We start from the raw sequence: 20,722 nt of genomic DNA, 5'->3' as shown, positions 1-20,722 counted from the left end.
CCGTGACCTCAATATCACCCGGGCGTTTTCACTGCCATCCATACCTGGAGACGAGACCCAAAATGGCATCCGCATATTCATTTTTCAACCACAGCCGGCGGGGTGACTAAATAAGAATACCTGGCGGGATATCAGCTTTTATCGCGAAAACATTATGACAATAAGCGTGTTGCTTAATAGTGAAATAAGGGTATTTCGGTGATTGAAGTAAATTTTAGGCTGTTCTGAGATGGAAATTCCAAAGACCGGCACTAAGGAGTAAAAAGGTATCATCAATAAAGGGTCTACGATTCCGTAAAATTTGGGTCATACAACCGAGGCGCTTGATACCCGCGATGGCGTGTTCAACCGTAATACGGATGCCCGAGATTATTTTATTTTCTTGTTTTTGTTCAGGCGATAAAGGTCTTTTTCGAGTTCCTTTTTTTGGGATTTGTGTATTAGGATGCTGTTTATCTATACCTTGAAAACCGGTATCGGCCCAGATGGTTACCTCAGGGGGAATATGGCGAATTATATCGACTTTATCGAGTAAGCGTTTATCGTGACGGCGCCCATTTTTGATCATGGGGATAAATCCAATTTTCCTCGTTTCGTCAGTCATAATAAGCCCTTTTCGAGTGGTCTGTCTTTTCTTTCCCGAATACATTTTTTTTCGCCGACGCAGATTCTTAGGCTTTTGGACAGGTCGCTCTGTCCCATCAATAAAGACGTCTTTAACTCCAGGAAAGGCGCGAAAAAATTCCTCAGCAGAGCGAATTTGACGAGCGGGCAAAACATATTCTCGCCCCAAGGTCATCTCTAAAACCGGCAATAATATTTTTACCCAGCGACATACCCGTGTTCTATCTAAACCAAAAAGAAGTCCTTGCAAATCATAGGTCGGATAACATTTTAAATACAATAAAATAAAAAGCAGTTTATCTAATGGGGTTGGGATAAATCCTTTCTGCCCTGCACCCATCTGCCGCTCGTGATCTTTTCGATTCTTTTTCCGATAAATCAAATAACAAGCTGAAAATTCAGCGGCTAAATTTTTCAATTCTTCGACTGATAATCCAATGATTGCTTTACATAAACGATTATCTCGTAACAACCGCTCTTTGTTGATCATTTCAAACCGTTATTTTCTAAGTTAAACCTCTTTTTATTGTCTATAGCGTGACAAAAAATGCAACTCTCTATTCAGCAACTATTTTAATGTGGCGATAACGGCATTATTGAGAAAACATTATTACACGCTCACCATTCCCGATGAGCTTAAAGCTGAAGGAAAAAGTAAAGCATCATGGAATCAATTACTTAACACTCACTACAAGCGCGGGTGGAATATTAATCTTTCTGATATTCTTTCCAATATTACCCATGTCACCCTTTATCTCGGATTTTATCTAAAGAAACCCCCTGTCTCGCTCAGTCGCTTAAAACATTATTCTGGCGAAAATAACATCACGTTACGCTATAGCTAGGCGACTTAATTTTGATTACAAGGTGTGTTATGAGTTATACAATTGATTTTCGACGTAAAGTAATATCTGTAAGGAAAGCCGAAGGTTTAACAATTCGAGAAACTGCGAAACAATTCCGTATTGGAAAAGCGTCTTTAGTACGTTGGCTTAAACGACCAGAGCCAAAAAATTCAACGCCACGTAAGAGGAAGCTCGATAAAAATGCTTTAGCAAAGGAACAGTATCCAGATGCTTACCAAAAGGAACGGGCAGAGCGATTCGGTGTTTGTAAAAAGACTATTTGGCAATCCCTTAAAAAGCTGGGATTAACCTATAAAAAAAACTCTATTCCATCCAAAAACCAACGAAAGCGACAGGCTGGCACATCAGCAAAAAAGACAACAGTATGAAAAAAAAAGATAAATCTGTTGTTTTTATTGATGAAAGTGGTTTTTCACATGACACTCCACGAACTCACGGCTATTCCCCAAAAGGTCACCGTTGTTTTGGCCTGAAAAACTGGGGTGCTAAGGGAAGAACAAATGTTATTGGCGCTTTATTGGGAACAACCCTTTTTGCTATCGGATTATTTGATTGCAATATTAACCGTGATGTTTTTTATGTTTGGATCACAAAAATATTGCTCCCAGAACTTCCTGAAAATTCTGTTATTTTTATGGACAACGCTAGCTTTCACAAAGGTAAGAATATTGAACAGGCAATTATAAACGCAGGACACCAGATAGAATATTTGCCTGTGTATTCACCAGATTTAAATCCTATAGAACATAAATGGTCTCAAGCTAAACGTAAAAAGATGGAAACAGGATGCACTATCGATGACCTGTTTTTAATACATATGCTGTAATCAAAATTAAGTCGCCTAGCTATATAAGAGCCACCGCACGAAAAAACAGGAAGACCTGGTCATGACATCCGATGAATTTATTACCCAGTTTGCGTCTCATGTGCCAGAAAAATGGTTTCACATGATCCGCTATTACGGCTTTTTAAGTCCATCAGCACGGATGCGAAAAATGTTAACGGAGGTTGTTTATCCCTTTAGCCCAGCAAGATAAAAAACCCGCTAAAAAAGTCACCTGGCGAAACATGTATCAACACGTCTTTAAAGTCGATCCACTTGCTTGTCTCTTATTGTGGGAAAAAATCACCACGAGTTTCGCACAGGCATATAAAATTCCAGAAATGGCTTAAAAGCAATGGTTAATTTGCAAGTTACTAAAACGTACAAATTTTTTAAATTACAATAAGTTGTTTTTAATTTATAAGATTTTGTCTATTTATATATTATGCTGAATTAAACTTAAAAATAGAGCGTTTTTTTATTGGTGCGAAACTCGTGGTATAAAAGTTCAAAACAAGAAAAAATTAGGATGTTTATATTTTGTCAGCTTATCCATGCATTAAAGATATCTACAAAACATTCTTACAAGTAAACAGTGTAAGATGCTCTGGTTTGGCGTTATCAGAAGTAAGCCCATCACCTTTGTCTCATGACACTATTAGTCGATGGCTAAAAAGCAAGTGTTTTCGACCTAAAGAGCTATGGAGATTAGTTGAAACATCTATAGACAAAAAAAGCCCTTGTGTACTAATAGCTGACGATACACTAATTGCCAAAACACGTAGTAAAAAAATAGAGATGGTTCATTATCAGTATTCAGGTAACGAACATGATGTTATTGCTGGCATAGGTTTAGTTAATTTACTTTGGCATAATCTAACAACTGTTGAATCAATTCCTATTGATTATCGTATTTATGATAAAGATTCCGATGGAAAAACAAAAAATACGTACTTTTCCGAAATGCTCGCTCTTGCTAAAAAAAGAGGGATCAAGCCTGAAGCGGTAGCGATGGATGCTTGGTATTCTAGCCTGGATAATCTGGAATCAATTCGATCTCATGGTTGGGTTTGGGTAACTACGCTGAGAAAAAATCGGATTGTTAACCGTAATATAACCTGAGTTCGGGATAAGCGATAGTTGTGAGAAAATAAAAATAGCCGATTTATCAAAAAATATTTTAAAATCAAGAAGATAAAAAAACAGGAAAATTCTTAGTGATAGCAGGTTAAAAAAGAAGCTATGTTTCTCTACTAAAATCATGAAAAAAACCAAAATTAATACTGTTTTATGTAATTATTTTAAATTAACTATTTGAATATGTCACGAGTTTCGCACAGGCATATAAAATTCCAGAAATAGCTTAAAAGCAATGGTTAATTTACAAGTTACTAAAACGTATAAATTTGTTTAAATTACAATAAGTTGCTTTTAATTTATAAGATTTTGTCTATTTATATATTATGCTGAATTAAACTTAAAAATAGAGCGTTTTTTTATTGGTGCGAAACTCGTGTATGTGATAAAAAATTAGGATCCTTATCCCGAACTCAGGTTAATATACAATTGAACAAGTTAGACATCTCAGAAGAAGGACCCTTAATACACTTACGAGGTTATGGTTGGATGACAGTTTTCAAATTTATAGCCAAAAACGGCCGTATTAATTACTTAGTAACAAACAAAGACAATCCCACCCGTCAATATGTCAAATCTATCATGGATGCCCGTTGGTCTGTTGAAGTTTATCATCGAGAAGTTAAACAAAATTGTGGTATTGAACGCTGTCAGGCTCGCACGAGTCGGGCGCAAAGAAATCATATTTTTCTCGCAATTTCTGCGTGGTTTGAACAACATAAACGCCGTATATCTGAAAAAATAACTCTTTATCAACAAAATTGGCATGTAATCAAAAATGCTATTGCTGAGCAGATCAGGGGGTTATTAGTATACCCAAATTAGGTTTGTGCGAAACTCGTGAATGTATTACTTTCTTGCATGAACCGTTTAGCATCTTGACCAAACCATTGGCTAATTCTCTCAAATTGAGAAATAAACTCTTCCTTATCTTTCTCTTTAAGCAATGCAACAGAATGACCAAAACTTTGGTAATATTTAGCAATTAAATCAATGTTTTGATCGGATGCCATAATAATATCTGCATAAAGCTGTGGATCCTGAGCAAACAGACGTCCAACCATTGCTAACTCTAATCGATAAATGGGCGATGAAAGGGTTAACAATTGTTGCAGATCGACTTTTTGTTCAGATAAATATTGTCCATAAGCAAAAGTAGTAAAATGACGAAGTGCCTGGATAAATCCCATACATTTATCATGTTCTACAGCATTGATTTTATGTAATCTGGCTCCCCAAACAGTCAATTGTTCTAATAACCATTGGTATGCTTGTGGATTTCTCCCTTCACAATAAATAATAACCTGTTTAGCAATACTATTTACATCTGAGCCAAACATGGGATGTAAGCCAACAACAGGCCCATTATGCACTGATAACATAGCTTCAAGCGGTTGCTGCTTAATAGAAGAGATATCCATCAATAATGTATCTTCAGACAATTTCGGCAATCTATGGATAACTTCTAGCGCTGAGTGGATGGGAACACTAATCATTACTACAGCCGCATTAGCCAATAATTCATCAGCCCTATCCCAATCTTGTTCGCTCAAACTATAAACTTCATAGCCCGAGAGTCTAAATAAGCGACTAAACAATTTTCCCATCCGACCTTGACCACCTACAATGATAATCAGCCCTAGATCAGCATTTAATTTTTTAAATCCTTGATTATTTTCATGCAGATAAGATTCTCGCATAATGCGACGTAAGATATCTTCAATCAGATCAGGGACAATACCTATTTTTTCCGCTTCTTTGCGACGCGCCTCCAACATTGAAGCCTCACGCTCTGGCACATAGATAGGTAACCCTTTTTGGCTTTTTACTTCACCAACTGCCGTCACTAATTGCATTCTTTTTGCTAATAAAGCTAGTAATGATTTATCGATTTCATCAATTTGTTGACGTAATTGTAATAATTCTGCTGACATCAATTTACCTTGAATTAACTTGCTTTTTCTAGGGTCTTAATTCGCTCTTTACGTATTGAACGAATTTTAGTATGTAATTTTCTTAATACTGCGTCTGTTGGTTTCCCAACTAATACAAGCATCAGTGACAAAAACACCATATTTCATTTTATAACGTAATTGTTCTGAAGATTGACTTCCTTCATTAATATGGCTTTCCAGCATCATACCCGTAATTGACCGATTACCATTTGTAATTTGTTCAATGAATAGATTCAACAACCTGCGGTTGACGGCGAAAATCTTTTTGGGAATTACCATGGCTACAATCAATCATTAAAGAGGGTGATAAATTAGCATTGCGCATCTGTATTTCGCAATTTGCAATATCTTGCACACTGTAATTTGGCTTTTCCCCTCCTCTTAAAATGATATGACCATCAGGGTTACCTTGTGTTTGTAATAAACAAACCTGACCTGATTGATTAATACCCATAAACCGATGTGGCATTGCGCAGCTTTCATTACATTAATTGCTGTAACTAAATTACTACCAGTACCATTTTTAAAACCAACCGGCATGGAGAGTCCTGAAGCCATTTCTGGAATTTTATATGCCTGTGCGAAACTCGTGGATGTGTTTGCGATTCAGTTGTTCTAGCACCTATAGCGGACCAACTAAATAAATCACCTAAATATTGTGGACTATTTGGATCAAGTGTTTCTGTCGCTAATGGCAATCCCATATCGACAAGCGATAATAGTAGTTTACGTGCGATATGTAGTCCTTTTTCCATATCAAAAGAACCATCCATCATCGGATCGCTAATCAGACCTTTCCAGCCCGTACTGGTTCGTAGTTTTTCAAAATAAACCCGCATGGCAATATATAAACTATCACTCAGTTTGATTGCTAACTGCTTTAAACAATGAGCATATTCCAGCGCTACATCCACATCATGGATAGAGTAGGGGCCATAAATGACTAACAACCGTGGATCACTATGCTGAATAATATCAGCAATAATTCGGCGAGATTGGCTAATTATTTGCTGGTTATTATGATCCAATGGATAATATTTTTTAAGCTTTTTCGGTGTAATTAAAATTTGTTCATCAGAAATATTAACATTATTAAGCTCATCTTTTTGCATGATCATTATCTTTACCTGTTTAACTTTTTTCCTACATTGCATTACACCGATTTGAAATTCAGCTATACGATAACATGAACTGTAAACAATACAATCCAATGACAACGACACATAGTAACATTTACTTTACTAATAAAATGAAAGCAGAACAAAAAATATATAATCTAATGAAAATAAACAAAAAAACTTACGCCTCAAATAAAGAAAAATATTTTCCCGTTTATAAAAAATTACACAAAAGATTTAATAAAAATAACAACGAATAATGCAATAAGCTGAAAATAGGTAATAAAAAAGCTCGCAAAAATTGCGAGCTTTTAAGATTTTAGGATGAAGCGAAGCGAAAAGCGAATTATTTAGTGTTCAAGCGCTCTTTAATACGAGCTGCTTTACCAGAACGCTCTCGCAGGTAGTACAATTTAGCTCTGCGAACAGCACCACAACGTTTAACTGTGATACTGTCGATAACTGGTGAATGTGTCTGGAATACACGCTCAACACCCTCACCATTAGAAATTTTACGAACAGTAAATGCTGAATGCAAACCGCGGTTACGAATAGCGATAACCACGCCCTCAAATGCCTGCAAACGTCTTTTAGAACCTTCAACCACCCATACCTTAACTTCTACGGTATCCCCTGGACGGAATGAAGGGATATTTTGCTTCATTTGCTCTTCTTCAAGCTGTTTAATAATGTTGCTCATAATTACTCTCTTACCCTAGGTAAACTGATATATACAAGACAGTGTGATACAATGTCTCAATTAATACGTTGCTGTTCTTCATATTCCTGTTGGAATTCTGCCAACAACATTCTCTGCTCGTCAGTCAGAGCTAGGCTTGTTAGAAGTTCAGGTCTTCTAAGCCAAGTTCGGCCTAGTGACTGTTTTCTTCTCCAACGCTCTATTTCAGCATGGTTGCCCGACAATAAGACACTCGGAACTTCCATACCTTCTAACACCTCAGGACGGGTATAGTGAGGACAATCAAGTAACCCAGTCATGAAAGAATCTTCTTCCGCTGATGCATGATGCCCTAATACACCAGGAATAAACCGGGAAATTGAATCGATCATTACCATTGCTGGTAATTCTCCTCCGCTAAGAACATAATCACCAATTGACCATTCTTCATCAATTTCAGTTTCAATGATCCGTTCATCAATACCTTCATATCGACCACAAACTAAAATAAGCTTTTTATTTGCCGTCAATTGGCAAACACCTTGCTGATTAAGTTTGCATCCCTGTGGTGAAAGATAAATTACTTTAGCATCTTCACCGATCTCAGATTTTGCTGCATGAATGGCATCTCTAAGAGGTTGTACCATCATCAACATACCTGGACCACCGCCATAAGGGCGATCATCTACAGTGCGGTGCCTGTCGTGAGTATAATCTCGCGGATCCCAACACTGTATATTCAATAGGCCATTTTTTACTGCACGACCTATCACTCCATACTCGGTTATTGCGCGAAACATTTCTGGAAACAGGCTAATAATCCCAATCCACATCTTGCGTTCCACTCATAAAATCTTCAATCGGCGTTTAAAATCCAGGATCCCAATCTACTTCAATTGTTTTAGTAGTAAGATCAACGTTTTTGATCACCTGTTCATCAAGAAACGGTATTAACCGTTCTTTAATACCGAATACATCTTTCAGATTTGCCTTAATTACCAGTACATCATTTGAGCCTGTTTCCATTAAATCTTGAACATAGCCCAAACTATAACCTTTAGTAGTTATGACCTGGCAACCAATCAGATCCTTCCAATAATACTCATTACCTTCAAGTATAGGTAGTTGTGCTGAATCGACGATAATTTCGCAATTAGCCATTGAATTAGCAGCACTTCTATCATCAATATGTTTTATTTTAATGATAATATCTTGGTTATGATGTTTCCAACCTTCTAATTCCAGTCGTTGCCACTGACCTGAACGTTGAATAAACCAAGGCTGATACTCAAAAATATCTTCGGTATATTCGGTGGATGAAAAAACTCTGAGCCAACCACGAATGCCATGCGCAGAGCCTAATTTTCCTAACACAATAGGATTAACAGGGATCTTAAGGCAAACCTCTTTGCTCACCACCGTAGTAAATTAAGCTGCTTTTTTTGCTTGTTTGATCAGTGTCGAAACACGATCAGAAACTGATGCACCCAACCCAACCCAATGCTCAACACGATCTAAATCTAGACGCAACTCTTCTGCTTTACCTGATGCGATAGGGTTAAAAGAGCCTATACGCTCAATAAAGCGACCATCACGCGCATTACGGCTATCTGTGACAACGATTTGATAAAACGGACGCTTCTTTGCGCCACCACGAGCTAAACGAATTGTTACCATAACATCCTCATTAGTTAACAAAACAACCAGACCCTATCTAGGAATAGAGTCTGGTTGTATATAAAAAGCCCCCCCTCCCCAGCATTTTACTCTTTTTAAGACAAAAAGCAATCAAAAGTACGAATTGTTTATTTAATGCCTGGTTGTTAACCGCCAGGGAAACCCTGTGGCATCATACCTTTCATCCCACGCATCATCTTAGCTAACCCGCCTTTTTTCATTTTCTTCATCATGCGCTGCATATCATCAAACTGTTTAAGTAGTCGGTTAACATCCTGTACCTGTGTGCCAGAACCGGCTGCAATACGCCGCTTGCGTGATCCCTTAATAATCTCTGGTTTTTGTCGTTCTTTAGTGGTCATCGAGCTAATAATCGCTTCCATTCTAACCAACACTTTATCATCCATTTGTGACTTAACCGCATCAGGAACTTGGGATATGCCTGGCACTTTACTTAACATACTCGCCATACCGCCCATATTTCGCATCTGTTTAAGCTGCTCAAGAAAATCATTTAAATCAAAACTATTCCCTTCTTTAAGTTTATGAGCAAGCTTCTCCGCCTTTTCACGGTCAACTTTGCTTTCTATCTCTTCAATCAGTGATAAGACATCTCCCATACCAAGGATACGAGAGGCAATCCTGTCAGGATAAAAAGGCTCTAAGCCATCAATTTTCTCGCCTATACCCAAAAATTTAATCGGTTTACCCGTAATATGACGGATTGATAATGCGGCACCACCACGAGCATCACCATCAATTTTCGTTAATATAATACCGGTTAATGGCAACGTTTCATTAAAAGACTTAGCAATGTTAGCGGCATCTTGCCCAGTCATCGCATCAACGATAAATAGGGTTTCAATTGGATTAATGGCGCGATGGATTGCCTGAATTTCTTCCATCATGGCTTCATCAACATGCAGACGACCAGCGGTATCGATGATTAGCACATCATAAAATTTTAATTTTGCATGTTGTAGCGCATTAGTCGCAATCTCAACGGGTTTCTCGCTTGTAGTTGATGGAAAAAAATCAATCCCGACTGTTTGAGTGAGTGTTTCTAATTGCTTAATAGCCGCAGGACGATAAATATCAGCAGAAACCACTAAAACCTTTTTCTTCTGTTTTTCTTTTAATAATTTGCCTAATTTAGCCACAGTGGTGGTTTTACCCGCACCTTGCAAGCCGGCCATAAGAATAACAGCGGGAGGTTGTACGGCTAAATTTAAAGCACTGTTCTCCTCACCCATCGCTTTAATGAGCTCATTTTGCACAATTTTAACGAATTCTTGGCCCGGTGTTAGGCTTTTATTGACATCTTGACCTACTGCACTTTCTTTTACCGATTGAATAAATTCGCGTACGACTGGCAAAGCAACATCAGCTTCTAATAACGCCATGCGAACTTCACGTAATGTTTCTTTAATATTGTCATCAGTCAATCTTCCACGGCCACTAATATTACGCAATGTACGCGAAAGTCTGTCAGTTAAATTATCAAACATGTGCTTAACTCAATTCTGTTAAAGGGATCTGCTGTCAGTTAATTTTTATTATAACACGATGATAATTCAATCTCTGCATCGAGTTTCATAAGAATAGTGAACAATTGTTGGAGGCAATGCTGGCAAACGCTATACTAATTAACTCACATTTAATAAATTAGCTAACAAATAAAAATATTATGCCAGTATTCGCTATTATCGCCATTAGTACCTATTTTTTGAGTGTGATACTCATCATGCCAGCTTTAGCTGGTAAACAAAAACTTTATGCCAGGCTGACACTCATATTAGCGGTTATTGCTCTGGTAAGTCATTGTATCGCATTAAAAACATTGATCTTTGTTAGCGGAGGCCAGAATTTAACTTTATTAAACTTAGGCTCTATCGTCAGTTTGTTAATTAGTATCATTATGACCATTGTTGCCTTTAACGGCCGCGCCTGGTTCCTACTACCAATCGTTTATAGTTTGTCTATTATCAACTTACTATTAGCAACCATTATGCCCGGTGAGTTTATTACGCACTTAGAAGCAAGTGTGGCGACTTTTATTCATATCGGATTAGCACTATTAGGCTATGCAACCCTGATAATTGCCGCTTTATATGCCCTACAATTAGCTTTATTAGACTATCAATTAAAAAATAAAAAATTAATATTTACACCTGATATGCCACCATTAATGGTTATTGAACGTAAAATGTTCCACATTATACAAGTTGGGGTCATTTTACTGACACTCACCCTCGGGACAGGAGGAATGATGTTTATGGATAATGTTTTTAATAAAGAAAACATCCATAAAGCTATTTTATCTATTTGTGCTTGGGTTATTTACATTATTTTGTTATGGGGTCACTTTCATCACGGATGGTGCGGTAGAAGGGTGATTGTTTTTAATCTGATTGGCGCATTTATTTTAACATTGGCTTTTTTTGGTAATCGATTACTACAGCATGTAATCGTCATTTAATTTTTTAGACTATTTTATGATTAACTAATGAACAAAATAGGAATTTTACCTTGGAGCAGGTCTCAACAAGTACTTTAATTATCATACTTATTGTCATGATTATCTTATCAGCCTATTTTTCTGCCTCAGAAACAGGAATGATGACCCTTAATCGATATCGATTACGCCATTTAGTCAAACATGGCCATCAAGCTGCTCGTCGCGTTGAATCACTATTAAAACAACCAGATCGCCTAATCAGTCTTATTTTGATTGGTAATAATCTGATTAATATATTGGCCTCATCGTTAGCAACTATTGTTGGTATGAGACTTTATGGTGATGTCGGTGTTGCCATCGCTACTGGTATCTTAACTTTTGTGATCCTGGTTTTTGCTGAAGTGCTACCAAAGACAATGGCGGCACTCTATCCAGAAAAAGTGGCTTTTCCTAGCAGTCTTCTACTTAAACCGCTACAGAAATTGATGTTACCCGTTGTTTGGTTATTTAACACTATCACCCTTATGTTCATGCATTTCTTTGGTATTAAATCATCCATTATTAGCAGTGATGCGATTAGCAAAGATGAATTGCGCACGATTGTTAATGAATCCAAAAGTAAACTTTCTCGCCGTAATCAGGATATGTTGATCTCAATCTTAGATTTAGAAAAAGTTACTGTAGGAGACATCATGGTTCCTCGCAATGAAATCGTTGGGATCGACGTTAATACCGAATGGAAATCGATTATCCGCCAATTAACTCATTCACCACACGGTCGAATTGTTCTTTACCGAGATACCCTTGATGATATTATCGGCATGCTACGTGTTCGTGAAGCCTATCGACTAATGGTCGAAAAGAAAGAATTTAACAAGCAAAATCTAATCAGAGCTGCGGATAAAATTTATTTTATTCCAGAGAATACGCCATTAAATACACAGCTAATAAAATTTCAACATAATAATGAAAAAGTAGGTATTATTGTTGATGAATATGGTGATATTCAAGGGCTGGTAACAGTAGAAGATATTCTTGAAGAGATTGTTGGTGATTTTACCACCTCAATGTCTCCCAGTTTAGCCGAGGAAGCTTTACCACAAACCGATGGTTCTGTATTAATTGATGGTACTGCTAATATACGAGAAATCAATAAAGCTTTTGATTGGCACTTACCGGTTGACGGCGCCAGAACTATAAATGGTCTGTTATTAGAAGAGCTAGGTGACATTCCAATGCTAAATACTGAAATCCTAATAGGTAAGTACCGTTTTATAGTATTAGCTATCAATGGTAACGTGATTAAACAAGTTAGAGCAATGCCTATTGACTTGCCCTTTACGATAGAACAAAAACCATCCTAGCTATCATTTTAGCCGCTTTTTATAGGCTATTTTATGGTGATAATTGCGTTAACTTTTCTTTCGATAACATTAATTCGTTATTTTTATTAACCACAATGCCACTTTCAATCACATTGCGAGCAATTTGCTGAGCTTCAACTAAAGAGTGCATTTCATAAGTACCACACTGATATTTATTTAACTCAGGTATTTGATTCTGAGTCGTCACTTTAAGTACATCTTGCATGGCCATTTTCCAGGCATCAGCAACAGATTGTTCATTAGGCTGGCCGATTAGACTCATATAAAATCCCGTACGACATCCCATCGGTGAAATATCAATAATCTCTACATCGCTACTATTGAGGTGATCACGCATAAAACCGGCAAATAAATGTTCTAATGTATGGATACCTTTCTCCGTTAATAGCTGTTTATTTGGCACACAAAAACGAAGATCAAATACCGTGATCGCATCACCATGAGGAGTCTTCATCGTTTTAGCAATACGCACAGCAGGTGCTTTCATCCGGGTATGATCAACCATAAAACTATCAAGTAATGGCATTACTGTGATCTCCAAAAAATTAATTTTTTACAAAATATATGGAACTTCCTTTCATATCGCAAGTCTTATTTTAGCAAGACGCGAAAATTGTTGTTATCATCCTATTCTCTAAGAGATTTTATTTTGGCCACTTCAAAGTGGCCATTTCTTTTATTCTTACCCGATATGTGTCTTTAAGTAGCGCTCAAAACTTATTTTATCCGCTTGTTCAATTGCAAACTGTTTGCTAATCGAGGTGTGACGAACATTAGTAAACTCAGTTTCAGTAATCACTTCATAATGTTCATTACTTAATTGTTGATAATAGGTCTTGGCCAATTGCAAACCATATTGACTAATACTTTGTTCAATCATCGGGGATAATATTTGGCCAGAATAAGTAAGATCTGGATTTTCAAACATTGCTATCAATTGAGAACAAATTTCACGATATCGCGTATTGCCACTAACATCTAACACATCAGCAACTCTAATTAAATCATCAAATAATATCTGCCCTACCTCTTTTAAAGGTCTCATTGATTCACCACAACCCACACCGATTATTTGTCCAGGTCTACGACCTTCAAGGATCACTCGATTCCAATTCGTGCGACAACAATTTAATTCTCTTTCATCTATCACGGGCGCATCCGCTAATACACACCAGATTAAAAAGAGATCAAGAAAATGGAGCTGCGCTTCATCAATACCAATGGCAGTAAATGGGTTAATATCCAAAGCTCTAACTTCAATATATTCGATTCCTCTGTTTAACAGTGCATCAGATAGCGATTCATCACCAATAAGTACTCGTTTGGGTCGAATCGGCGCATATAACTCATTTTCAATTTGTAAAATATTGGTATTCAGCTGCAAATGTTTACCATCTTTATTGTATATACCTAATTTTGTAAACTCGGGTGAAGGCTGTTTTATTGCTTGCTTAAGACCAGTAACATAAGTCGTTAGATCATTAAAGGTGATTTTCAGATCACTTTGAGATTTGTTGGCATATCCCAAATCACTCATTCGTAGCGATGTGGCATAAGGGAGATAATAGGTTCCTTTAGCTGTCTTCTCAAAAGGAAGATGCCTGGCATTTCCATGCAAAAAAAAACCACAAATTGCAGGCGAGGCTCCAAATAAATAGGGGATAACCCAACCAAAGCGGTAATAATTACGAATGAGTCGAAAGTAACCAGCAGAAATTTCATCTTTACCACTTTCGGCATCCTTAACACCAACCAACGCTTGCCAGAATTCAACCGGTAAAGAAAAATTATAATGGATCCCTGCAATTGTTTGCATTAACGCCCCATAACGATTCTTTAATCCTTCCCGATATAAAGTTTTAAAACGACCAATATTAGAAACACCATATTGAGCCAATTTAATGTTATCTTGGCACTCTATAAAACAAGGCATACTTAATGGCCACATCAATTCATGATCAAGATGACGTGCTGTATAACGATGTAAATCTCTTAAAAATGCCAGAACGTGCCCAATATTATTATCAACTGGGGTGATGAATTCCAACAAAGCTTCAGCAAAGTCAGTCGTGATCCATGGATGAGTTAACGCTTTCCCTAAACTATCAGGGTGCGGAGACTTAGCCAATCCGCCTGTTGGTGTAATTCTCAGTGTTTCACGTTCAATACCTCGACGAAGACCATGTAAAATATTAGGACGTGCCTCTAACCATGATAGCGCTTTTGATACATTCGGGATCAAATTAACCTCCCGTTATCCGTTCGTTATTTTTACTTTTAGAAAAGTTACTTTAGCGTAAATAATTAAAATTGTCGCCGTCTAGATTATCTAGAGCAAATCACTAAAGTAATCGTATATTTTATTAACAAACACATTTTAATTATAAAACAAAAAACCCTGCCATTGATTGACAGGGTTTTATGATATGGCGCATCCAGAAGGATTCGAACCTCCGACCGCTCGGTTCGTAGCCGAGTACTCTATCCAGCTGAGCTATGGATGCAATTTTTGTTTTGCTATTATTAAAGATACGCTAGTTAGCTTTAATAAACAATATTCTTTATTCTAAAATTAACGGCGCATCCAAAAGGATTTAAACCTCCACCGCTCGGTTCGTAGCCGAGTACTCTATCCAGCTGAGCTATGGATACACTATCAAAATGGCGGTGAGGGAGGGATTCGAACCCTCGATGCAGCTATTAACCGCATACTCCCTTAGCAGGGGAGCGCCTTCAGCCTCTCGGCCACCTCACCATCGAATAAGCAACGAGACAATTTCAAACCATCTCTCTGTTGCGTGGCGCTCATATTACTTTCCCAGACTTAGAAGTCAAACAATTTTTCCGATCTTTTTACGTTCTTTAGTTCGTTTGCACATTTCACAATCAAGATGAGTAGTGTAACAACGAAATAAAATAATATAGCATTCTATATTCACCAATAAAAAATCGTCAAAACAGGAAAATTAACAGAAAAAAACAGATCAAAAGTAGGTTCTTATCCTTTAATAAAGAAAACTATTCCAGAGTAAAATTAGTTAACCTAAACATTTTCTTTTTATAAGTTATGTCAGCTAATAATCTATTGATTTATCTGTAAGTATTTTAAAAAATGCGTTGGTATAGCTAGGCGACTTAATTTTGATTACAAGGTGTGTTATGAGTTATACAATTGATTTTCGACGTAAAGTAATATCTGTAAGGAAAGCCGAAGGTTTAACAATTCGAGAAACTGCGAAACAATTCCGTATTGGAAAAGCGTCTTTAGTACGTTGGCTTAAACGACCAGAGCCAAAAAATTCAACGCCACGTAAGAGGAAGCTCGATAAAAATGCTTTAGCAAAAGATGTGGAACAGTATCCAGATGCTTACCAAAAGGAACGGGCAGAGCGATTCGGTGTTTGTAAAAAGACTATTTGGCAATCCCTTAAAAAGCTGGGATTAACCTATAAAAAAAAACTCTATTCCATCCAAAAACCAACGAAAGCGACAGGCTGGCACATCAGCAAAAAAGACAACAGTATGAAAAAAAAAGATAAATCTGTTGTTTTTATTGATGAAAGTGGTTTTTCACATGACACTCCACGAACTCACGGCTATTCCCCAAAAGGTCACCGTTGTTTTGGTCTGAAAAACTGGGGTGCTAAGGGAAGAACAAATGTTATTGGCGCTTTATTGGGAACAACCCTTTTTGCTATCGGATTATTTGATTGCAATATTAACCGTGATGTTTTTTATGTTTGGATCACAAAAATATTGCTCCCAGAACTTCCTGAAAATTCTGTTATTTTTATGGACAACGCTAGCTTTCACAAAGGTAAGAATATTGAACAGGCAATTATAAACGCAGGACACCAGATAGAATATTTGCCTGTGTATTCACCAGATTTAAATCCTATAGAACATAAATGGTCTCAAGCTAAACGTAAAAAGATGGAAACAGGATGCACTATCGATGACCTGTTTTTAATACATATGCTGTAATCAAAATTAAGTCGCCTAGCTATATCTAACAATTAAAATCCGGCATTTGATTCATAATGTAAAAAAAATACTAAAAAAAGACATTTTTTACAATCTATCTAATTGGTTTTATAGGATACTAAACTTAAAAAAATACAGACATAAAATAGATGGCAATAAGAAACAGCGCTCATTCTATAAATATAATTAACATATACCTAAGAATGAACGCTTTACTAAAAATTACTGATTATCGGGCTGGCTTTTTTCAGCTTGGATCCGTTGATAAATTTCTTCACGGTGAACAGAAACCTCTTTGGGTGCATTAACCCCTATACGTACCTGATTGCCTTTTACACCCAGTACCGTTACTGTTACCTCATCGCCTATCATGAGCGTTTCACCAACTCGACGAGTCAGAATAAGCATTCTTTGCTCCTTGAAAATTAAAAAGAGTCGGGTCTCTAGGTTTCCCCCGCTATTATCCATCACACACCGTGAAAACGTAAAGCAATGATATTCACCTAAAGTATTTAACCTAAAGCAATCATCATACTAATATTGTAGCTAAAAATATAATTTTGTACTTAGGTCATTTAAAAACAATCCGTTAAAGGTTGCATAATTAAGTTATGCAACCCTCATGGTTAATTCATGTCAAGCGCGAATTAACCCACTCTTCAACTGATGCTAATGCAGCAGGAAGTGCTGTTATATTAGAGCCGCCCGCCTGAGCCATGTCAGGGCGACCACCCCCTTTTCCGCCTACTTGTTGCGCAACAAATGAAATTAAATCACCAGCCTTTATTTTAGCAGTCAAATCATTGGTTACACCAACAATTAGACTGACTTTATCATTACTTATAGTAGAAAGCACAATAATTGCTGATTTTAATTGATTTTTTAAGTCATCCACAATGATACGTAGCTGTTTAGGCTCAGTGTTATTTAACTGAGTAACTAATAGGTTAACTCCGTTAATTTTTTTAACTTGTTGACTTAAAGAAACGCTTTCTTGGGCAGCTTGTTGCCCTTTTAATTGATCTAACGACCTTTCTAATAACTTAACTTTATCTAATGTCATTTTAATTTTTTCCATTAGATTATTAGCATCACCTTTCATTAATTGGCCAATTTCAGCCAATAAATTGGATTGCTGATGAAGATCATCTATAGCAACTTGCCCTGTTATAGCTTCTATCCGCCGAATTCCAGCTGCCGTACCCGATTCGCTACTAATACGAAATAATCCTATATCGCCAGTCCGATTGGCATGAGTGCCGCCACATAACTCAATAGAAAAATCGCCGATACTGAGAACGCGTACCTGTGCATCATATTTTTCACCAAAAAGCGCCATCGCACCTTTTTCTTTTGCCGCCTCTAAATCCATTAATGTCGTTATAATAGGGTCATTTTTACGAATTTGATAATTTACGATATCTTCTATTTGGCGTATTTGCATTGGCGTCATTGCAGCAAAATGAGAAAAATCAAAACGCAAATATTTCTCATTCACTAAAGATCCTTTTTGGCTTACATGATTTCCCAATACATCACGCAAAGCGGCATGCAACAAATGGGTAGCTGAGTGATTGAGACGAATAGCTTTACAACGTTCAATGTCAATTCTTGCGTCGACCGAATTATTTACCGCTATTGAGCCAGTCATTACTTTACCAATATGTCCAATTGCTTGAGCATATTTTTGTGTGTCAGACACAGCAAATTGACAATGGCTATTGCTAAGTATACCGCTATCACCAACCTGACCACCTGACTCAGCATAAAAAGAGGTTTTATCAAGAATAATAATCCCTCCTTCACCTTGGTTTAATACATTGACAGGCTTACCATGATGAAAAATAGCCGTTACTGTAGCTTGTTGGTTGTTATTTTCATAGCCTGAAAAATCACTATGACTATCTACTTTAATGGCATCATTATAATCGATCGCAAATCCACTTGACTCTCGAGCTCGATATCTTTGCTGCTCCATCGCAGCGTTAAAACCTAACTCGTCGACTTTAATATCGCGTTCACGGCAAACATCAGCGATTAAATCAAATGGGAAACCATAAGTATCATAGAGGCGAAATGCAATTTCGCCAGCTAAAGTGTTGCCTTGTAATTGTGCTAATTCATCATCCAATAGTTGCAGTCCACGCGCTAAAGTACGAGCAAACTGTTCCTCTTCATTCTTCAATGTTTTTTCAATCGTTGCTTGTTGAGATCTTAGCTCATCAGCTGCCTTACCCATTACTTGAATCAATGGTGCAACTAATTTATAGAAAAATGTCTCTTTTGCTCCTAGCATATATCCATGACGAACCGCTCGACGAATAATACGACGCAATACATATCCACGTCCTTCATTAGCCGGAAATACCCCATCACCAATAAGAAAAGCGCTTGATCGAATATGATCAGCGATGACGCGTAACGATTTATTATTCAGATCCGATAAAGCAATCACTTTGGCAATAGCAGCAATTAATTGACGAAATAAATCAATCTCATAATTTGAATTAACATGTTGTAATACAGCGGCAATACGTTCAAGCCCCATACCTGTATCAACAGAAGGCGTTGGAAGTTCCTTTAAACTGCCATCAGACTGGCGGTTAAATTGCATGAAAACAATATTCCAGATTTCAATATAGCGATCACCATCCTCTTCAGGTGACCCTGGCGGCCCTCCCCAAATATGTTCACCATGATCATAAAAAATTTCTGTACAAGGGCCACAAGGACCGGTATCCCCCATTTGCCAGAAATTGTCAGAAGCATAAGGAGCACCCTTATTATCACCTATCCGAATAATACGCTCAGCAGGAATGCCAATTTCTTGCTGCCAAATATTATAAGCTTCCTCATCAGTGTGATAAACGGTGATCCAAAGTCGCTCTTTGGGTAAATTAAACCACTGCTCACTTGTCAGTAGTTCCCAGGCATATTTGATTGCATCCTGTTTAAAATAATCACCAAAGCTGAAGTTACCTAACATTTCAAAAAAAGTATGATGGCGAGCAGTATAACCAACATTCTCTAAATCATTATGTTTGCCTCCAGCTCGAACACAACGTTGTGCGGTTGTTGCTCGAGAATAAGCTCTTTTATCCAATCCCAAAAATACATCTTTAAATTGGTTCATGCCTGCATTAATAAACAATAATGTTGGGTCATTATTTGGTACTAATGAACTACTAGGTACAACTTCATGCCCTTTAGTATGAAAAAAGCCGAGAAACGCTTGACGGATCTCAGCGGTGCTTTTACTACTCATAATTATCCTGAAATCAAACTGGAAAAATAGATCTATGACTTGATGTAATAAACACATTTTTATCATCAATCAAGTTACCGACGGCATTTTTACCTGGCAAACCTCAGAAATCCTTAAATTGTTTTATGACTAAATCGGTGACAAGAATCTACTAACTGATGTGTTGTATTAATACATCGCTCAAATGCTCAAGCTTTATAGGTACACCTTTCCCTAAATATATCGTTTTCTAACTAATACAACAACGACTAGTCTGATTAGTTTAACATAAAACGATTTAACTATTATGCAGGGAAACTAACACTACATTAACACTATTTCATTATATTTATTTTCCTATCTATAGGGACAAAGCGGTTAAATTTTGTCTCCATCTACATTTAGAAAGATAATTTCCAATAGATAACTCCAGTGGCTAATTTCACTTAGTTTAAATTACGTATAAGCTATAGTTATCAGCTAAATAGAAGATTAAGGAAAGCAATAGCATAAGTCTAACACAAATTAATCAAAAACTGCGCCTGAATATATTAAGCCAATAATAACAATTTGCTATATATAACAAAACAAAGCACTTTTTGTAAAAAATGAACTAATCATATCCATTAATTGTTAATAATATTGTAAATCCTAAGACTATTTTATTAAAGTGTGTTTCAAATCATAATTCAATCTAACTTGTATTAATAACTAATTTATAATAAGCAAAAGGCCATATCCAGATAGAATATAGCCCATAGATTTAATCAAT

At 36.9% G+C, this 20,722-nt stretch carries 17 protein-coding genes, 3 tRNA genes and 5 pseudogenes; 10 read left to right on the top strand and 15 right to left on the bottom strand.

Annotated features, from left to right (window positions below; all coding sequences use genetic code 11):
* Positions 1 to 33: 33 nt before the first annotated feature.
* Positions 34 to 114, top strand: a pseudogene (locus tag AYJ55_RS35085) (transposase); the annotation flags it as partial.
* 100 nt (positions 115 to 214) lie between these two features.
* Here the strand turns inward: AYJ55_RS35085 and AYJ55_RS05400 are convergent.
* The gene (locus AYJ55_RS05400; RefSeq protein WP_063654770.1) at positions 215 to 1,114 is read right to left on the bottom strand and encodes a transposase family protein; all 900 of its coding nucleotides are present in this window, start codon (positions 1,112 to 1,114) and stop codon (positions 215 to 217) included.
* Between the two features lie 88 nt (positions 1,115 to 1,202).
* Here AYJ55_RS05400 and AYJ55_RS25080 point away from each other — a divergent pair, with 88 nt between their 5' ends.
* From AYJ55_RS25080 to AYJ55_RS05375, 6 genes and pseudogenes are all read left to right on the top strand, one after another.
* Positions 1,203 to 1,469, top strand: coding sequence for a transposase (locus tag AYJ55_RS25080; RefSeq protein WP_074167940.1), 267 nt, complete (start codon positions 1,203 to 1,205; stop codon positions 1,467 to 1,469).
* A 29-nt stretch (positions 1,470 to 1,498) separates the two neighbouring features.
* On the top strand, positions 1,499 to 1,858 hold the full coding sequence (locus AYJ55_RS05395; RefSeq protein WP_063653651.1) for an IS630 transposase-related protein: 360 nt from the start codon (positions 1,499 to 1,501) through the stop codon (positions 1,856 to 1,858).
* Complete coding sequence (locus AYJ55_RS05390) at positions 1,855 to 2,316, top strand: IS630 family transposase (RefSeq protein WP_063654041.1); 462 nt, start codon at positions 1,855 to 1,857, stop codon at positions 2,314 to 2,316. Before AYJ55_RS05395 ends, AYJ55_RS05390 begins: the two co-directional genes overlap by 4 nt.
* A 34-nt stretch (positions 2,317 to 2,350) precedes the next feature.
* Positions 2,351 to 2,527 (top strand): annotated as a pseudogene (locus AYJ55_RS28185) (transposase); the annotation flags it as partial.
* Positions 2,528 to 2,853: 326 nt separating this feature from the next.
* Positions 2,854 to 3,426 (top strand): annotated as a pseudogene (locus AYJ55_RS05380) (transposase); the annotation flags it as partial.
* 444 nt (positions 3,427 to 3,870) lie between these two features.
* A pseudogene (locus tag AYJ55_RS05375) lies at positions 3,871 to 4,275 on the top strand (transposase); the annotation flags it as partial.
* Here AYJ55_RS05375 and tyrA read toward each other — a convergent pair.
* The 7 genes and pseudogenes from tyrA to ffh form a co-directional block, all read right to left on the bottom strand.
* The gene (gene tyrA / locus AYJ55_RS05370) at positions 4,272 to 5,384 is read right to left on the bottom strand and encodes a bifunctional chorismate mutase/prephenate dehydrogenase (protein ID WP_063654768.1); all 1,113 of its coding nucleotides are present in this window, start codon (positions 5,382 to 5,384) and stop codon (positions 4,272 to 4,274) included. The pseudogene AYJ55_RS05375 and the gene tyrA sit on opposite strands and share 4 nt — an antisense overlap.
* Before the next feature lie 14 nt (positions 5,385 to 5,398).
* Positions 5,399 to 6,517: pseudogene (locus AYJ55_RS05365) on the bottom strand (3-deoxy-7-phosphoheptulonate synthase).
* 352 nt (positions 6,518 to 6,869) lie between these two features.
* Positions 6,870 to 7,223, bottom strand: coding sequence for a 50S ribosomal protein L19 (gene rplS, locus AYJ55_RS05360; protein WP_032115480.1), 354 nt, complete (start codon positions 7,221 to 7,223; stop codon positions 6,870 to 6,872).
* 56 nt (positions 7,224 to 7,279) lie between these two features.
* A complete protein-coding gene (gene trmD / locus AYJ55_RS05355; protein WP_063654766.1) occupies positions 7,280 to 8,035 on the bottom strand; it encodes a tRNA (guanosine(37)-N1)-methyltransferase TrmD in 756 nt (251 codons plus the stop codon).
* 34 nt (positions 8,036 to 8,069) lie between these two features.
* A complete protein-coding gene (gene rimM / locus AYJ55_RS05350; RefSeq protein ID WP_063654764.1) occupies positions 8,070 to 8,618 on the bottom strand; it encodes a ribosome maturation factor RimM in 549 nt (182 codons plus the stop codon).
* 12 nt (positions 8,619 to 8,630) lie between these two features.
* Positions 8,631 to 8,879, bottom strand: a complete 249-nt coding sequence (rpsP, locus tag AYJ55_RS05345; RefSeq protein WP_063654762.1) for a 30S ribosomal protein S16 — start codon at positions 8,877 to 8,879, stop codon at positions 8,631 to 8,633.
* Positions 8,880 to 9,025: 146 nt separating this feature from the next.
* Positions 9,026 to 10,387, bottom strand: coding sequence for a signal recognition particle protein (gene ffh, locus AYJ55_RS05340; protein ID WP_063654760.1), 1,362 nt, complete (start codon positions 10,385 to 10,387; stop codon positions 9,026 to 9,028).
* A 179-nt stretch (positions 10,388 to 10,566) separates the two neighbouring features.
* Between ffh and AYJ55_RS05335 the strand changes: the two genes are divergently transcribed.
* Both AYJ55_RS05335 and AYJ55_RS05330 read left to right on the top strand, forming a co-directional pair.
* Positions 10,567 to 11,358, top strand: a complete 792-nt coding sequence (locus AYJ55_RS05335; RefSeq protein WP_063654758.1) for a cytochrome C assembly family protein — start codon at positions 10,567 to 10,569, stop codon at positions 11,356 to 11,358.
* Positions 11,359 to 11,408: 50 nt separating this feature from the next.
* Positions 11,409 to 12,701, top strand: a complete 1,293-nt coding sequence (locus tag AYJ55_RS05330; RefSeq protein ID WP_063654755.1) for a CNNM domain-containing protein — start codon at positions 11,409 to 11,411, stop codon at positions 12,699 to 12,701.
* A gap of 31 nt (positions 12,702 to 12,732) precedes the next feature.
* On the opposite strand, the gene luxS is transcribed toward AYJ55_RS05330, so the two are convergent.
* From luxS to AYJ55_RS05305, 5 genes are all read right to left on the bottom strand, one after another.
* On the bottom strand, positions 12,733 to 13,248 hold the full coding sequence (gene luxS / locus AYJ55_RS05325) for an S-ribosylhomocysteine lyase (RefSeq protein ID WP_063655130.1): 516 nt from the start codon (positions 13,246 to 13,248) through the stop codon (positions 12,733 to 12,735).
* A gap of 156 nt (positions 13,249 to 13,404) precedes the next feature.
* A complete protein-coding gene (gene gshA / locus AYJ55_RS05320) occupies positions 13,405 to 14,964 on the bottom strand; it encodes a glutamate--cysteine ligase (protein ID WP_063654753.1) in 1,560 nt (519 codons plus the stop codon).
* 185 nt (positions 14,965 to 15,149) lie between these two features.
* A tRNA-Arg gene (locus AYJ55_RS05315) sits at positions 15,150 to 15,226 on the bottom strand.
* Between the two features lie 75 nt (positions 15,227 to 15,301).
* Positions 15,302 to 15,374, bottom strand: a tRNA-Arg gene (locus AYJ55_RS05310).
* A 10-nt stretch (positions 15,375 to 15,384) separates the two neighbouring features.
* Positions 15,385 to 15,477: transfer RNA gene (locus AYJ55_RS05305), tRNA-Ser, on the bottom strand.
* 404 nt (positions 15,478 to 15,881) lie between these two features.
* Here AYJ55_RS05305 and AYJ55_RS25070 point away from each other — a divergent pair.
* Entirely contained in the window at positions 15,882 to 16,706 is an 825-nt protein-coding gene (locus tag AYJ55_RS25070) for an IS630 family transposase (RefSeq protein WP_063657243.1), read from the top strand.
* 222 nt (positions 16,707 to 16,928) lie between these two features.
* Here AYJ55_RS25070 and csrA read toward each other — a convergent pair whose 3' ends face one another.
* Both csrA and alaS read right to left on the bottom strand, forming a co-directional pair.
* On the bottom strand, positions 16,929 to 17,114 hold the full coding sequence (gene csrA / locus AYJ55_RS05295; protein WP_047255015.1) for a carbon storage regulator CsrA: 186 nt from the start codon (positions 17,112 to 17,114) through the stop codon (positions 16,929 to 16,931).
* A 223-nt stretch (positions 17,115 to 17,337) separates the two neighbouring features.
* Positions 17,338 to 19,971, bottom strand: coding sequence for an alanine--tRNA ligase (gene alaS / locus AYJ55_RS05290; protein ID WP_063654751.1), 2,634 nt, complete (start codon positions 19,969 to 19,971; stop codon positions 17,338 to 17,340).
* Positions 19,972 to 20,722 lie beyond the last annotated feature (751 nt).

The sequence above is a fragment of the Candidatus Arsenophonus triatominarum genome, assembly GCF_001640365.1.
In the GTDB taxonomy this organism is placed as follows: domain Bacteria; phylum Pseudomonadota; class Gammaproteobacteria; order Enterobacterales; family Enterobacteriaceae; genus Arsenophonus; species Arsenophonus triatominarum.
The sequence above is the reverse complement of the archived record's forward strand: the minus strand, read 5'-3'. Positions and strand labels throughout refer to the sequence as shown.

Bases quoted from the DNA above. Each gene is read 5' to 3' on its own strand.
- AYJ55_RS05400 (WP_063654770.1), bottom strand. From the start codon at position 1,114: ATGATCAACAAAGAGCGGTTGTTACGAGATAATCGTTTATGTAAAGCA.
- AYJ55_RS05395 (WP_063653651.1), top strand. From the start codon at position 1,499: ATGAGTTATACAATTGATTTTCGACGTAAAGTAATATCTGTAAGGAAA.
- AYJ55_RS05390 (WP_063654041.1), top strand. From the start codon at position 1,855: ATGAAAAAAAAAGATAAATCTGTTGTTTTTATTGATGAAAGTGGTTTT.
- tyrA (WP_063654768.1), bottom strand. From the start codon at position 5,384: ATGTCAGCAGAATTATTACAATTACGTCAACAAATTGATGAAATCGAT.
- rplS (WP_032115480.1), bottom strand. From the start codon at position 7,223: ATGAGCAACATTATTAAACAGCTTGAAGAAGAGCAAATGAAGCAAAAT.
- trmD (WP_063654766.1), bottom strand. From the start codon at position 8,035: ATGTGGATTGGGATTATTAGCCTGTTTCCAGAAATGTTTCGCGCAATA.
- rpsP (WP_063654762.1), bottom strand. From the start codon at position 8,879: ATGGTAACAATTCGTTTAGCTCGTGGTGGCGCAAAGAAGCGTCCGTTT.
- ffh (WP_063654760.1), bottom strand. From the start codon at position 10,387: ATGTTTGATAATTTAACTGACAGACTTTCGCGTACATTGCGTAATATT.
- AYJ55_RS05335 (WP_063654758.1), top strand. From the start codon at position 10,567: ATGCCAGTATTCGCTATTATCGCCATTAGTACCTATTTTTTGAGTGTG.
- luxS (WP_063655130.1), bottom strand. From the start codon at position 13,248: ATGCCATTACTTGATAGTTTTATGGTTGATCATACCCGGATGAAAGCA.
- AYJ55_RS25070 (WP_063657243.1), top strand. From the start codon at position 15,882: ATGAGTTATACAATTGATTTTCGACGTAAAGTAATATCTGTAAGGAAA.
- csrA (WP_047255015.1), bottom strand. From the start codon at position 17,114: ATGCTTATTCTGACTCGTCGAGTTGGTGAAACGCTCATGATAGGCGAT.
- alaS (WP_063654751.1), bottom strand. From the start codon at position 19,971: ATGAGTAGTAAAAGCACCGCTGAGATCCGTCAAGCGTTTCTCGGCTTT.